Annotated in this window: 12 protein-coding genes; 6 read left to right on the top strand and 6 right to left on the bottom strand. The window is 59.6% G+C overall.

Going from position 1 to position 13,600, the window contains the following annotated elements; translation table 11 throughout:
• The first annotated feature begins 107 nt into the window (after positions 1 to 107).
• The 3 genes from ACR0ID_RS13755 (at position 108) to ACR0ID_RS13745 (ending at position 2,251) form a co-directional block, all read left to right on the top strand.
• Entirely contained in the window at positions 108 to 779 is a 672-nt protein-coding gene (locus tag ACR0ID_RS13755) for a YiaD family glycine zipper/OmpA-like lipoprotein (RefSeq protein WP_209505259.1), read from the top strand.
• A 122-nt stretch (positions 780 to 901) separates the two neighbouring features.
• Positions 902 to 1,444 (top strand): NADPH-dependent FMN reductase, encoded by a 543-nt coding sequence (locus ACR0ID_RS13750; RefSeq protein ID WP_480606228.1) that lies wholly within the window; start codon positions 902 to 904, stop codon positions 1,442 to 1,444.
• Positions 1,445 to 1,459: 15 nt separating this feature from the next.
• Positions 1,460 to 2,251 (top strand): HTD2 family dehydratase, encoded by a 792-nt coding sequence (locus tag ACR0ID_RS13745; protein WP_480606225.1) that lies wholly within the window; start codon positions 1,460 to 1,462, stop codon positions 2,249 to 2,251.
• On the opposite strand, the gene ACR0ID_RS13740 is transcribed toward ACR0ID_RS13745, so the two are convergent.
• Entirely contained in the window at positions 2,243 to 3,277 is a 1,035-nt protein-coding gene (locus ACR0ID_RS13740; RefSeq protein WP_480606223.1) for an NAD(P)/FAD-dependent oxidoreductase, read from the bottom strand. The two genes, ACR0ID_RS13745 and ACR0ID_RS13740, sit on opposite strands and share 9 nt — an antisense overlap.
• A gap of 55 nt (positions 3,278 to 3,332) precedes the next feature.
• On the opposite strand from ACR0ID_RS13740, the gene mnmC2 reads away from it, so the two are divergent.
• Positions 3,333 to 3,998 carry a tRNA (5-methylaminomethyl-2-thiouridine)(34)-methyltransferase MnmC2 gene (mnmC2, locus tag ACR0ID_RS13735; RefSeq protein WP_480606221.1) on the top strand — a complete coding sequence of 222 codons (666 nt, stop codon included), beginning with the start codon at positions 3,333 to 3,335 and terminating at the stop codon, positions 3,996 to 3,998.
• Positions 3,995 to 4,864: a DMT family transporter gene (locus ACR0ID_RS13730; RefSeq protein ID WP_480474111.1), complete on the top strand. Its 870-nt coding sequence runs from the start codon at positions 3,995 to 3,997 to the stop codon at positions 4,862 to 4,864. The genes mnmC2 and ACR0ID_RS13730 overlap by 4 nt, the downstream gene beginning before the upstream one ends.
• On the opposite strand, the gene ACR0ID_RS13725 is transcribed toward ACR0ID_RS13730, so the two are convergent.
• Positions 4,838 to 6,811 (bottom strand): lytic transglycosylase domain-containing protein, encoded by a 1,974-nt coding sequence (locus ACR0ID_RS13725; protein ID WP_480606216.1) that lies wholly within the window; start codon positions 6,809 to 6,811, stop codon positions 4,838 to 4,840. The genes ACR0ID_RS13730 and ACR0ID_RS13725 overlap by 27 nt on opposite strands.
• 133 nt (positions 6,812 to 6,944) lie before the next feature.
• Between ACR0ID_RS13725 and dapA the strand changes: the two genes are divergently transcribed.
• On the top strand, positions 6,945 to 7,817 hold the full coding sequence (dapA, locus tag ACR0ID_RS13720; protein ID WP_480474109.1) for a 4-hydroxy-tetrahydrodipicolinate synthase: 873 nt from the start codon (positions 6,945 to 6,947) through the stop codon (positions 7,815 to 7,817).
• A 133-nt stretch (positions 7,818 to 7,950) separates the two neighbouring features.
• Here dapA and ACR0ID_RS13715 read toward each other — a convergent pair whose 3' ends face one another.
• The 4 genes from ACR0ID_RS13715 to pta form a co-directional block, all read right to left on the bottom strand.
• On the bottom strand, positions 7,951 to 8,823 hold the full coding sequence (locus ACR0ID_RS13715) for a dimethyl sulfoxide reductase anchor subunit family protein (RefSeq protein WP_480517794.1): 873 nt from the start codon (positions 8,821 to 8,823) through the stop codon (positions 7,951 to 7,953).
• A complete protein-coding gene (locus ACR0ID_RS13710) occupies positions 8,823 to 9,572 on the bottom strand; it encodes a 4Fe-4S dicluster domain-containing protein (RefSeq protein WP_480517792.1) in 750 nt (249 codons plus the stop codon). Before ACR0ID_RS13710 ends, ACR0ID_RS13715 begins: the two co-directional genes overlap by 1 nt.
• Positions 9,573 to 9,681: 109 nt before the next feature.
• Positions 9,682 to 12,501, bottom strand: a complete 2,820-nt coding sequence (locus ACR0ID_RS13705; RefSeq protein ID WP_480606213.1) for a molybdopterin oxidoreductase family protein — start codon at positions 12,499 to 12,501, stop codon at positions 9,682 to 9,684.
• A 90-nt stretch (positions 12,502 to 12,591) separates the two neighbouring features.
• Complete coding sequence (pta, locus tag ACR0ID_RS13700; RefSeq protein WP_480606210.1) at positions 12,592 to 13,599, bottom strand: phosphate acetyltransferase; 1,008 nt, start codon at positions 13,597 to 13,599, stop codon at positions 12,592 to 12,594.
• Position 13,600 lies beyond the last annotated feature (1 nt).

Below are 13,600 nucleotides of genomic sequence, written 5' to 3'. Positions count from 1 at the left end.
TCGCCTATTTCACCGCATTGTTGCTTGAGCCTGTGAGCAAGCGCAGTGATATACTGGGTTAAATGGATCAAGCCCGAAGAACGGGTACCGGAGCAGAAGGTGATATCATGACGATTTCAAAGTTTTTTCTGGCGACAGGCCTGTGTTCAATCATGGCGGTGACGGCCTGTACCGATCCGGGCACCCTGACCGTTCAGAACGACCCCAACAAAAATACGAAGCAGGGTGCGGTTCTGGGTGGCCTTATCGGCGCGGGTGTCGGCGCGATTGCCAATAACTCGAACCCGGGTCTTGGGGCGCTGGCCGGTGCCGCCATTGGTGCCACGGGTGGCGGTCTGATCGGCAACCAGTTGGACAAGCAGGCTGCGGAATTGCGTCAGCAACTGGCAAATGACGGGATTACAATCGTCAATGCGGGTGACCGGCTGATCGTGACCGTCCCGAATGACATTACGTTTGACACGGACAGCTCGACCGTGCGCCCGGCGCTGCGGGCGGATCTGGTGAAAGTGGGCCAGAACCTTGTCAACTATCCCAACTCGAACGTGCAGATCATTGGTCATACCGACAGCGACGGCGACGCGTCTTATAATCAAGGATTGTCCGAGCGTCGCGCAAACGCGGTCGCGGATATCCTGCAAGCCAATGGTGTCAGCTACAGCCGTATCAGAACCTACGGTCAGGGTGAAAACAACCCGGTCGCGTCCAACCTAACGCCGCAAGGAAAAGCGCAAAACCGGCGGGTTGAGATTGTTGTGGTCCCCAGCGGAAACGCGTGATCCTGAAACGCAGGACCGGTCTGGCCCGGCCGCTGTTGCGCAATGACTGTGCGTCAATGGGGGTTTGGTCGGGGTCAATCTCGGTCTAACTATTGGGAAACACTGAAACGGAGTTGTCCCTGATGTCTCAACCGACCCTGCTTGGCCTGTCCGGCTCCCTGCGCAAGGACGCGACGAACCGCAAGCTGCTGCGCGAAGCGGCCCGGTTGTTCGACCCTGTCAGCTATGCCGAAGCAGACCTGAACCTGCCGCTTTATGATGGCGATCTGGAGGATGCCGTAGGGATACCGGCATCTGTTCAGATGCTGGCCGACCAGATCGGGCAGGCGGATGCGGTGATCATCTCGACGCCCGAGTACAACAAAGGGCCTTCGGGAGTTCTGAAAAACGCACTGGACTGGGTCAGCCGGACAAAGGGCAATCCATGGGCGGGCAAGCCGGTTGCCGTGATGTCGGCGGCGGGTGGCCGCGCTGGTGGGGAAAGGGCGCAGATGATCCTGCGCGCCTGCATGGTGCCCTTTCAGCCCCGCATTTTGCAGGGTCCGGAAATCCACCTCGCTGACAGTTCGAATGAGTTCGACGAACAGGGAAGGTTGTTGTCCGGGCGATACGAAAATTCGCTGCACATGCTGATGCAGAAACTCAGGGCCGAGGCCGGTTTCTAAGCTTGGACTGCCCAAATGTTGGAACATCGTCAAAGCGATATCCTTGACCCGGCCCGCGCTGCGTCGTTTCAGGTTGCGTTGGGCTCTGAGCCAACAATTGCCAAAGGTTCAGCTCTGCCGCCATTCTTCCATCAGCTCTATTTTTGGGCGCCGCAACCGCCTGCTGCGCTGGGCCGGGATGGGCATCCCAGGGTGGGTGGCCTGATCCCGGATATGGGGTTGCCCCGCAGAATGTGGGCCGGTGGGCAATTGGAATTTCATGCACCGCTGATCGCAGGAGTCACTGCCGACAGGACATCGGTTCTTGAAAACCAAAGCACAAAAACAGGGCGCTCCGGACCGTTGGGTTTTGTCACGTTGCGGCATGAGATACGGCAAGGTGGCCAACTTTGTCTGACAGAATGGCAGGACCTTGTTTATCGTGAAGACCCCACGCCGGACGCAATAACTCCGACACCGCCTCGTTCACGCACGGATGAAACGGATATCCGCGCGGTTGCGTTCGATACCACCCTGCTGTTTCGCTACTCAGCGCTGACCTTCAACGGCCATCGAATTCACTACGATCTGGACTATGCGCGCGATGTGGAAGGATATGCAGGGCTGGTTGTGCACGGGCCACTTCTGGCGCAGCTTCTGATGCTGTTTGCAGTTGATCTTGGCGGACCACTCAAGTCGTTTTCTTTCCGTGCGACCTCGCCGTTGATGCATTTCGAGACTGCCCAGCTGTGCCGGAACGGTCAGGACATGTGGGTGCGCGGCCCGGATGGGCGGCAATGCATGAAAGCTGTGGCCCTATCACAGTGAGGCTCCGGGGCGGAAGTCATCGGGGATCGAATCCCTGTCCTCCAGCATCAGATCGGCCATAACATCGGCCACTTTCGGAGCCATGCCAAAGCCGATCTTGAAACCGCCATTGGCGATGAACTGACCCTGATGCAACGGATGCAGGCCCAACATCGGGGCGCGGCTTTTGCTGCGGGGACGCACCCCGGCCCAACGTTCGATCACCTCGGCCCCGTGTAAAAGCGGCAGTGCGCTCGTGGCCCGGTCTATGACATTGTCCAATGCACTGTCTGTGCTGGTTGGGTCGTCATAGTCCCGTTCAGACGTTGATCCGATTGCAAGCGTTCCGTCCGCATGTGGCACGATATGGACCGCATCCGCGAAAAGCTGTGGCACCTCTCCCGCATCAAAGCGCAACAGGGCGGCCTGACCTTTGACACCGTTTCCGACGGTCTTTCCGTAGGCGTCGTTCAGTTCCAGTAATCCGGCTAGGCCCGTGGCGTGGACAACCTGCCCTTTATCATCAGCGCTACTGACAACGTAAACACCCATGACCTCAAGGGCTGCAACCAGAGCGGCGCAGGCCCGCCGGGGATGCATGCGCGCCGTCAGTGTATCGCGGATGACAAAGCCGGTGGGGCTGAGCGGGCACCACGATCCGGCCTGCGATGTGCTGATCACCCGCCATTCTGCCTGCCCCTGCCAAAGCTGATCGGCTGAACCTTCGCGTTGCCGGGCCAGATCCAGACTGCGGGCGTCAGGAATGGGTTGAAGACGGCCCAGCCGCCCGTAGCCGGGAGAAACGCCGCCGGTACCCTCGACCTGATGCCAAAAGGGTTCGGCCATGATCAGGCTGTCGAATTGGAAAGCTTTCTTAGCATTCCAGTTTTCAGGCACGTGCGGGGCCAAGGCCCCCACCAGACCGCCGCTGGACCCGGAGCCCGGCCCAAAAGGATCGACGACCTGCACCTTCGCGCCCCGACGGGCGCAGGTCCAGGCGATGGACAGGCCGAAAATTCCTGCCCCGCGAACCGTCACATCGATCATTGCCAATTCCCTTTTCCTTGTTCAGTGTCGCGCCGCTTAGCTACAGGATTCCCCGATGGCAGACCAGCATGCCGAATTGACGTGGACCGAGGATCAGATACCGGTCTCGGACCGTTTCGACGATCCCTATTACTCGTTGCAGAACGGGCTGGAAGAGACGCGCCATGTGTTTATAGCAGGTAATGATCTGCCAGAACGTTTTGCGCCGGGGTTTCATATTGCCGAGCTGGGCTTTGGCACCGGTCTGAACCTGCTGACGGTTTGGTCTGAATGGGAGAAATCCGGCCAAACAGGGCCGCTTCGGTTCACCAGTTTCGAAGCCTTTCCCATGGCCACGGATGATATGCGTCACGCGCTTGAGGCCTTCCCCGAGTTGCACCCGTGGAGCAGCCGGTTTCTGGCCCATTGGACAGGTCGCGCGTGCAGTCTTGAAACCCTTCAATGCGAAGTGATCATCGGCGATGCGCGCAACAGCCTGCCGCAATGGACTGGCCTGGCCAACGCCTGGTTCCTCGACGGGTTCTCTCCTGCCAAGAACCCAGAATTGTGGGGGGCAGATCTGATGCAGCAAGTGGCGGCGCATACAGCCACCGATGGTACAGCGGCCACATATACGGCCGCCGGGTTTGTTCGACGCGGGCTTCAGGATGCCGGTTTCACCGTCACCCGTACATCCGGTTATGGCCGAAAGAGGCACATGACGCGGGCGCTCAAGGCATGACGCAGAAAAACAATGCAGGTGCGGGTATCGCCCTGATGGTGGGCGCGACGATTGTCTTTGCCTTGCAGGACGGTATCTCACGCCATTTGGCCGGAACCTATAACACCTACATGGTAGTGATGATCCGCTATTGGTTCTTCGCGGCCTTTGTCATTGCGTTGGCGGCGCGATCCTCAGGCGGGTTAAAGGCGGCCATGCAGACGAACCAGATGGGTCTACAGATCCTGCGGGGCCTGCTGCTGGCCACCGAGATCTGCGTCGCCGTATTTGGTTTCACAGTGCTCGGTCTAATCGACAGTATGGCCGTTTTCATAAGCTATCCCCTGCTTGTCGCCGCGCTGAGCGGTCCGGTTCTGGGCGAAAAGGTAGGATGGCGGCGCTGGGTCGCGATCGGCGTTGGTTGCATTGGTGTTCTGATCATTCTGCAGCCGGGCGTTGGTGTCTTTGATCCTTGGGCCGTCATTCCGCTGATCTCGGCGTTTCTGTTTGCGATCTATGGCCTGCTGACGCGCTATGTCGCACGTCAGGACAGCACGGCCACCAGCTTTTTCTGGACCGGCGTCGTTGGCGCCGTCGCCATGACTCTGTTTGGAATGTGGTTCTGGGAGCCAATGGCCCGCAGCGACTGGCTCTGGATGGCGTTGCTGTGCGTCAGCGGGGCAACGGGGCACTGGCTGCTGATCAAATGTTATGAGATGGCCGAAGCCAGCGCCGTCCAACCCTTTGCCTATTTCCACCTGGTCTGGAGCGCAATTCTGGGGATTTCGATCTTTGGTGAAACACTGCGCCCCGAAGTTGTCGCGGGCGCAGCGATTGTTGTAGCCGCAGGGCTTTTTACTTTATGGCGCGAACGCCGCCAGCGATGATCCGATCAGTTCCTGCGAAAACGGAACCGGCAGGGCGGGCTGCCCCAGTCGGGCGCGGTAGACCGGCAAGCTTTCGGTCACGCGCATCACATAATTGCGCGTCTCATCGAACGGAATGGTCTCGATCCAGTCTACGATATCCACCTCGCCGGTGCGTGGATCACCATAGCGTTCCATCCACGAGATCGGGCGCTTTGGACCAGCATTGTAACCCGCCGCCATCATGACGACATTCCCGTTGAACTCGGTCGCAAGGCCCGAAAGATAGTTGGCGCCAAGCTTGGCGTTGTATTGCCAGTCCGACGTCAACCGACCGGTCTGATGGCCGCTGAGTATCCCCAGCTCTCCGGCCACCAGCTTGGCCGTTGCGGGCATCACCTGCATCAGGCCGCGCGCACCCGCACCGCTGACGACAACCGGATCAAATTCGCTTTCGCGCCGTGCGATGGCCAGCGTCATTTCCTTGGCCATTGGCAGACGCATGTCGGCCACCGGATGAACCGGGTAGTAGGCCGCAGGCAAAATGGTGCCCGTGGTCGCAGCCCGCTTGGCGATCATCACGGCCAGATGCGGCTGCTTAAGTTCAATTGCAAGGTCGCCCAACTGGTTGGCCTGCACAGGGTCAAGACCTTCGACAAGATGCGTCAGGAACCTCTCGGACAAGTTGTCTTCGCCGGCCTTCAGCAACAGCAGCCCGGCTTCCAGAACGCTGGATTCGGCGAACTCTGCCTGACGCCAATGCGGCGCGCGACGCGGATTGGCCAGTTCCTTGTCAAATGGCCGTCCGATCCGTTCCGCCGCCAGCAGACCATAAAAAGAGGTCTGATGATCCGCGCCCATCGCATAGGCCTCATAGGCTTTGTCTGCTTCCCCAAGCTCGGCGTAAGCTCGCCCCAGCCAATAGCCGCCGCGCCCTTTCGAGATCGGCGATTGCACGGCATTCGAAAAATTCTGGAAGTGCCGCACGGCTGTGGCAGGGTCATTCAGTTTGCGCAGGGCCAGAAACCCGGCCAGCCACTCGAGATCCGCATAGGAATATCCCATTTCGGGGGTCATATGGTGCTTGGCCGCCACGTCATAAGCGCGCGCCGCTCGCCCCGATCGCATCTCGAGCCGGGCCAGACGGCGGCGTCCCTCGGCCCATTTGTCAGGCTCGCCCAGAGCCTCCGGTCCGGTTGACCGTGCCAGCATCAGGTCGACGGCGCTGTCATCCAGTTCTTTCTTGTCCCGCCAGACAAAACGGTCGAATGCCAGCCCCGGCGCATCTGCCAGCGACTTCGGTACCGCCGCCACCTTGCCGTCTACGCCTGGCTGGCGTTTCTGCAACGCGATTCGCGCTTCGGCCAGCTTGCGCTCATCCGTGCTGACCAGGGGCAGCATCTGTTCTGCGCTGACCAAATGGCCATCCCACAGCATCCGGTCCAGCCGCGCGGCATGGTGTGGCTTCAGCAGTTTGGCAAAATTCTCCAGATAGTCCTTTTGCAACCCCGACCCCATCGGCATGGTACGCCAGGCTGTCACGATGTCGGCTTCCGCCTCGCCAATGCGCCCTTTGGCCTTAAGGGCCACCGCATAGTTCAGCGCGCCTTCAGCAGTCTGAGGAGTCAAGCCAGCGTAAAACTTCAGAACCCTGTCGGGATCGGCCCCGGTAAAGACCGGCTCACTCTTGCGGCGCAGCCAATCCAGCCCGGGCCAATCCGGGCGGCGTTCGAGAAACACCAGCACATCGCCCGAGCTGCCAAACCCCTCACGCAGCCAGTGCCAGACAATGACATCGCGCGAGACCGAGCCGCGCTGGCCCGATACGCGCAGTGCCGCGTTCCAGTCGCCCTTGCGCATTTCATAGAGCCCGGCGCGCAAATCACCGGCCGCATCCGCGCGTGCGGCTTGCGGTGTCGTCACTGCGTATAGAATCACACCAGTCAACAGTGCCAGAAAGCGTGTCATCCCTTGCATTTCCCAACCAACCGAGGATAGAGCCTGTGAGGATAAACCCTGCGCCGGCGGGATCAACTCACAAAGCTGGAAACGTGAGAGGCCGAGGCGCAAAAACCGCAATGTGCACCTTAAGGAGCGTGTCATGTTCAAAGGCTCGATGCCAGCCCTCGTCACTCCGTTCAACAACGGCGAGTTGGACCTGAAGACGCTTAAACATCTGGTCGAATGGCAGATCTCCGAAGGCTCGACCGGGCTGGTGCCCGTTGGAACCACCGGCGAAAGCCCGACGCTCAGCCATGACGAACACGAAACGGTCATCGAAGAAGTGGTCAAAACGGCTGCTGGCCGTGTTCCGGTTATTGCCGGTGCCGGGTCGAACAATACGGTCGAAGCCGTCCGGTTCGTTCAGTTCGCCGAAAAAGTTGGGGCAGATGCGGCGCTGGTTGTCACACCTTACTACAACAAGCCGACTCAACGCGGCTTGATCGCGCATTTCCAAGCCCTGCACGAGGCTGCGGATATTCCGATCATCATCTACAACATTCCCGGGCGATCGGTCATCGACATGACCCCCGCCACCATGGGCGAATTGGCCCGGTTGCCGCGTATTGTCGGGGTCAAGGATGCGACGGGCGATCTGGCGCGCGTCAGCCAGCAGCGTGCGATCTGTGGCAAGGACTTCTGCCAACTGTCCGGTGAAGACGCCACGGCACTGGGTTTCAATGCCCATGGCGGTGTCGGATGCATTTCAGTCACAGCAAACGTGGCTCCCAGACTCTGCGCCGAATTCCAGCAGGCCACATTGTCGGGCGATTATGCAAAGGCACTGGAATACCAGGACAAGCTGATGCCGCTGCACGAAGCGATCTTTATCGAACCCGGGTTGGTCGGCGCCAAATACGCGCTCAGCAAACTGGGTCTCTGCAGCACTGAAGTCCGCTCGCCTCTGACCGAGCTGGAAGACAGCACAAAGGCCGCGATTGAAGCAGCAATGGCACACGCGGGCCTCATCTGACCCGGTCTTCAGAAGCCGGAAAAGGCGGCCTCGACTACCGAGCGCCGCCTTTTTCTTTTTCAGGATCCAGACTTCATCTGGCCAAAAATATCCCGGGGGAGTCGCGGTGTGCCGCGGCGGGGGCAGAGCCCCCTCAACGTTTGCCGTAATAAAGCCCCACGACATGTTCAGCCTGCGCAAAGAACAACCAGCGCGAGGTCGCGACACCCGCCAGATGCGATGCCACCGCCAGCAGGGCCAGGAAATGGTTGAATGGCAGGACCAGCAACAGAACCGGCAGGACAAAGGCCAATACAAACGAGATCACCCGCAATTTCTGTGCATGTTTGCGCCCGACCACATGAACAAACTCACGCAGCAGATAGTTGGTACCGGTATGCGGTGGCTCGAACGCTCTGACTGTGCCCCGGTTACCCAAACCTGTCGCCGTGCCCAGATCCGTTCCGGATGCCTCCAGCGCTTTGTCGCCTTTCTTCCAATACAAGAATTGAACCAAAGCGGCGATCAGCAGAAGCGGAATAGCAACACGTGTCTGGCCCGCCAGCAACGCACCACCCGCCAGACTGAAGCTCAGGAACATGGCGGGGGTCAGGTTCATATTCCAGCGCGGGATGGTCTTGAGTTGCGTGTAGATCATCGATGTCGTGAACACGGTCGCCAGTGACATCAAGGCTCCGACCCAACCCAGCAGGCTCCAATGCCGATCCAGAAACACTACGCCAATCGCATAAAGTCCCATGACGACCAGGGCGAGCACGGCACACCAGCCTTCACGGCTGAGCCAGCTGGTTTTCCATTGGGTAAAAGCCTTCAAGGCCCGTTCCGGGTGGCCGAGGTGGAAGGTCGAGGCCATCAGCCCTCCGACGGCCAGACCGTAAGCAATGGCGAAAAACACAAAGGCCACCCAGCCCGAGACGGCCGGAAAGCCAAGACCAAGGAAGATGAGCAAACCGAAGCCCAGACCGGACAGGGTGGTGAAGAGGATGACGGAGGGTGCAGGATGCATCAGAGTTTCTCCAACGTCTTGTCGAGCCAGCCGAGGAAGCCCTTGGGCTCTTCAGCGACAGGTGCCAACAGGGGGGCCAGGATGTCGATCTGATCTTCCACCGTGTCTTTCGGGCGCGGCGGCAGATATTTATTGACGGGTTTGGTGCCCATTTCGGGCATCAGGTCCATTCCGCCGCGATCCGCAACAAGCTTGCTGACGTCGCTGTCCGGATTGCCCAGATCGCCAAAGTGCCGCGCGCCCGCCGGACAGGTTCGAACACAGGACGGAATCCGGTCCACCTCGGGCAGGTTCTCGTTGTAGATCCGGTCGACGCAGAGGGTGCATTTCTTCATCACCCCCTCGGCCTTATCCAGTTCACGCGCGCCATAGGGGCAGGACCAGGCACACAGGCCGCACCCGATACAGTCGCTTTCATTGACCAGCACGATGCCATCCTCGACCCGCTTGTAACTGGCCCCGGTTGGGCAGACGGTAACACAGGGCGCGTCTTCGCAGTGCAGGCAGGATTTCGGGAAATGGATCAGTTGCGCGTGCCCTTCCGCCGGTTGCACCTCGTAGGAATGCACGCGGTTCAGGAAAGTGCCCGACGGGTTGGCGCCATAGGCATCCTGATCGGACAGCGGCGCGCCATAATTCTCCGTGTTCCAGCCCTTGCAGGAAATCACGCAGGCATGGCACCCAACGCAGGTGTCCAGGTCGATCACCAGACCCATCTTGCGCTCGGTGGAGTTCGGTAGCTGGGTCATGTCAGGATACCTGTGCTGTTGAGGACGGGTGAGGGGGCCAGCCCCCTCTTGAGCCTGCGGCTCAATTCACCCCCGGGATATTTGTGGCCAGATGAAGAGCGGGTCCAGGTCATTCGCCCACCTTCCACGCCAAATTCGCAGGGCCAGTTCCTACCGGTGATTTGATCGGGTCAAAATGAGGCTGGCTCTGAGCATCGGCGGGCGCGTCGGCCTTTTCGATTTTGACTTTCAGGTCAAACCATGCGGCCTGACCAGTAATGGGGTCGGAGTTGGCCCAGCGTAGCCCGTCGCCTTTTGGCGGCAATAATTCGTGGATCAGGTGGTTGAGCAAAAAGCCCTTAGTGGCCTCGGGCGCGTCATGCTGCAGGGCCCAGGCGCCTTTGCGTTTGCCGATGGCGTTCCATGTCCAGACGGTGTTTTCGTTCAGGGCGGCCATTTCCATCACAGGGACGGTAATCTCACCATGAGGGGATGTGATTTTGGCCCAATCTCCGTCGCTCAGGCCGTGCTTGTGCATCAGCTTGGTCGGAACATAGAGCGGGTTTCGCCCGTGCAACTGCCGCAGCCAGGCGTTTTGCGTGCCCCAGCTGTGATACATCGCCATCGGGCGCTGGGTCAGCGCGTTGACAGTGAAGCCGTCGTTGCCCTGCTGGTCTGTTTCGTACCAGATTGGAAGTGGGTCCATCGTGTCTTTGATCCGCTGGCGCAGATGATCAGGCGGCTGTCGGTCGCCATGGCCTTCGGCTGCCAGCTGAAACTTGCGCATCGGCTCGGAGTAGAGTTGGAATAGGTATGGCTGCGGGCTGTCATAGAGCCCCATGCCCACGGCCCATTCCTGATAGGCCGCATTCCATGGTTTGTAGTAATCCGCGCCTTGCGGGATATGCGCCACGTAGAAGCCGCCGTTCTCGATATAGCGGTTCAACTGATCCGGGTTGACTTCTCCGCGCCCTTCCTTGTCGGCATTTTCGCCACGGAATCCAGCCAGTGGGCCAATACCCGGCTTGCGTTCGTGATTGACGATATAGTCGGCGTAATCGACCCATTTTGCGCTGCCGTCTTCATGGGTGAAGCCCGGAAGTTTCATACGGTTTGCGAGATCGATCAATACTGACTGAAACCCGCGCACGTCACGGTCCGGTTCGATCACAGGCCAGCGGATTGCGTCAGCGGCCGCATCCGCCTCGCAAATCGGGCGATCCAGCAGCGAGATACAGTCGTGGCGTTCGAGGTAGGTTGTATCCGGAAGGACGAGGTCCGCGTAGGCCACCATCTCGGAAGAATAGGCGTCCGAATAGATGATGCGCGGGATCACGTAATCGCCGTTTTCACCCTTGTCCGTCAGCATCTCGATGACACCCTTGGTGTTCATGGTCGAGTTCCACGACATGTTTGCCATGTACATGAACAGCGTATCGATCTTGTACGGGTCGCCCGCATGTGCGTTCGAGATCACCATATGCATCAGCCCGTGGCTGGACATCGGGTTTTCCCAGGTGAAAGCCTTGTCGATCCGTGCGGGGCTGCCATCTTTTTTCAGCGCAAGGTGTTCCGGGCCGCGGACGAAACCCAGATGCGGGCCATCCAGGGGCGAGTTGGGCGTCACCTTGCAATGCGGTGTCGGGTGCGCCTCGATCGGTTTGGGGTAGGGGGGCTTGAAGCGGAAGCCGCCGGGAACCTCGACCGTGCCAAGGATGATCTGCAGCACATGCAGCGCGCGGCAGGTCTGGAAACCATTGGCATGAGCCGAAACGCCGCGCATCGAGTGCATCGCAACAGGGCGGCCAATCATCTTGGTGTGTTTCTCGCCCCGGAAATCGGTCCATTCGTGATCCAGCTCGAACGCCTCGTCAAAGGCGACGCGCGCCAGTTCCGCAGCAATCGCGCGAATGCGCTTGGCGGGAATACCGCATTTTTCGGCAACAGCTTCGGGCGCGTGTTCCTCAGACAGGTATTTTTCCGCCATCAAGTGAAACACAGGGCGATGAACGACACCGTCGTTTTCGTAGATCGCTGACAAATCCGGGCGAACGCCAGGCGTGTCGAAGGCCGTCAGCTTGCCTGTATTCCGGTCGATGACCAGGGGCTTTCCGTCATCGTCGCGCAGGAACAGGCCGTTTCCGGCGCCTTCGGACGCGTCCACCAAAACCGGGGCATTGGTGTAGCGGCTCAGATAGTCGAGATCGATCTTTCCGGCTTTCATCAGTACATGGATCAATGACAGGATGAACAGCCCGTCAGTTCCCGGTGTGATGCCGACCCAATCATCGGCGACGGCATTGTATCCGCTGCGGATGGGGTTGACGCCGATTACACGTGCGCCGCGCGCTTTGATCTTGCCAATACCCATTTTGATCGGGTTGGAGTCGTGGTCTTCGGCCACGCCAAACAACATGAACAGCTTGGTATGGTCCCAATCAGGCTGGCCGAATTCCCAGAACGCGCCGCCCATCGTATAGATGCCGCCCGCGGCCATATTGACCGAACAGAAGCCGCCATGCGCCGCATAGTTGCAGGTTCCGAAATTTTGCGCCCAGAAGCTGGTAAAACTCTGACTTTGGTCCCGGCCGGTGAAAAAGGCCAGCTTTTCCGGGTTGTCTTTACGGATTGGCTCCAGCCAGCTGACAGCCAGTTCCAGCGCTTCGTCCCAGCTGATCTCCTCAAATTCACCCGAGCCACGCGGGCCGACCCGTTTCAGTGGCTTGCGCAGGCGCGAAGGGGCGTTGACCTGCATGATCCCGGCGGACCCCTTGGCACACAAGACGCCCTTGTTCACCGGGTGGTCGCGATTGCCTTCGATATAAGCAACCTTGCCGTCTTTCATGTGAACGTTGATGCCGCATCGGCAGGCGCACATGTAGCAGGTGGTCCTGCGGATTTCGTCCGAGACTTTCGGTGACGTATCAAGGATCGGCTGCTGATGGGTCATTTGCGGGTCCAGTTGGTTATGTCAGGAGGATTTTGTCAGTTTCCTCGGTATTTTAGAACATCGTTCCGGGAGCGGTGCGAAAATTAAGTGTTACAGTCTATTTGCCTGTAATGCGGTCACGGCGATCATCTGGGTCACATCCTCGGCGCTGCATCCGCGGGACAGGTCGTTGGCGGGTTTGGCCAGCCCCTGTAAGACCGGTCCGATGGCGGTGTAGCCCCCCAGTCTTTGGGTGATTTTGTAGCCGATATTGCCAGCATCAAGATTGGGAAAGATCATCACGTTGGCCTGCCCGGCGACAGACGAACCCGGTGATTTACGCTCACCAACCGAAGGTACAAAGGCGGCGTCGAATTGCAGTTCACCGTCGACGTTCAGGTCTGGCGCGGCCTGGCGCAGCATTTCTGTAGCCTCGATCACCTTTTCCACGTCTGGATGCTTGGCGCTGCCCTTCGTGGAAAAGCTGAGCATCGCGATCTTTGGATCGACCTGCAGCAGCGTCCGGGCCGATGTGGCGGATGCCATGGCAATCTTGCTCAGCTCGCCCGCGGTCGGATTGATGACCAGCCCGCAATCGGAATAGAGCATCGCCCGCGCCCCGGGCTGAGCCTTTTCCGGCGGGTACATCAGGAAAAAGGATGACACCATTCCTGCATCGGGGGCCATGCCAATCACTTGGATGGCTGCACGGACGATTTCGCCGGTCGTGTGAACGGCCCCTCCTACGGTGCCGGTGGCGCGTCCGCTGCGCACCAGCATGGCGGCATAGACGGGGGGTGTTTCAACGGCAGCACGGGCTTTGGCCCGGTCGACGCCTTTATGCTGGCGCAGTTCGAAAAAGGTCTGGGCAAATTCTTCGGTCAGGTCCGAAGTCACAGGGTCATGGATCTCAACTCCGTGAGAGGCAGCAGCCCCCTGATCTTTCAGGGCTGCTTCGACCTCGGCGTACGGGCCAACCAGAATGATATCGGCCAGATTGGCCCTCTGCGCGTTGAGGGCTCCTTTGGAGATGCGGGGGTCGTTGCCTTCGCTGAGGGCGATTATGGGACGGGTGGCCGGAGCGTTTTGCCGCAACAGCTCGACGGGTGTCAGGGTCATG

The organism is Ruegeria sp. AL2, from assembly GCF_056540845.1.
The sequence above is the reverse complement of the archived record's forward strand: the minus strand, read 5'-3'. Positions and strand labels throughout refer to the sequence as shown.

Excerpts from the sequence above, each read along its gene's own strand:
- dapA (WP_480474109.1), top strand. The coding sequence starts at position 6,945 with ATGTTCAAAGGCTCGATGCCAGCCCTCGTCACTCCGTTCAACAACGGC.
- ACR0ID_RS13705 (WP_480606213.1), bottom strand. The coding sequence starts at position 12,501 with ATGACCCATCAGCAGCCGATCCTTGATACGTCACCGAAAGTCTCGGAC.
- ACR0ID_RS13745 (WP_480606225.1), top strand. The coding sequence starts at position 1,460 with ATGTTGGAACATCGTCAAAGCGATATCCTTGACCCGGCCCGCGCTGCG.
- ACR0ID_RS13740 (WP_480606223.1), bottom strand. The coding sequence starts at position 3,277 with ATGATCGATGTGACGGTTCGCGGGGCAGGAATTTTCGGCCTGTCCATC.
- ACR0ID_RS13725 (WP_480606216.1), bottom strand. The coding sequence starts at position 6,811 with ATGACACGCTTTCTGGCACTGTTGACTGGTGTGATTCTATACGCAGTG.
- ACR0ID_RS13710 (WP_480517792.1), bottom strand. The coding sequence starts at position 9,572 with ATGACCCAGCTACCGAACTCCACCGAGCGCAAGATGGGTCTGGTGATC.
- ACR0ID_RS13715 (WP_480517794.1), bottom strand. The coding sequence starts at position 8,823 with ATGCATCCTGCACCCTCCGTCATCCTCTTCACCACCCTGTCCGGTCTG.
- ACR0ID_RS13755 (WP_209505259.1), top strand. The coding sequence starts at position 108 with ATGACGATTTCAAAGTTTTTTCTGGCGACAGGCCTGTGTTCAATCATG.
- mnmC2 (WP_480606221.1), top strand. The coding sequence starts at position 3,333 with ATGGCAGACCAGCATGCCGAATTGACGTGGACCGAGGATCAGATACCG.
- ACR0ID_RS13730 (WP_480474111.1), top strand. The coding sequence starts at position 3,995 with ATGACGCAGAAAAACAATGCAGGTGCGGGTATCGCCCTGATGGTGGGC.
- pta (WP_480606210.1), bottom strand. The coding sequence starts at position 13,599 with ATGACCCTGACACCCGTCGAGCTGTTGCGGCAAAACGCTCCGGCCACC.
- ACR0ID_RS13750 (WP_480606228.1), top strand. The coding sequence starts at position 902 with ATGTCTCAACCGACCCTGCTTGGCCTGTCCGGCTCCCTGCGCAAGGAC.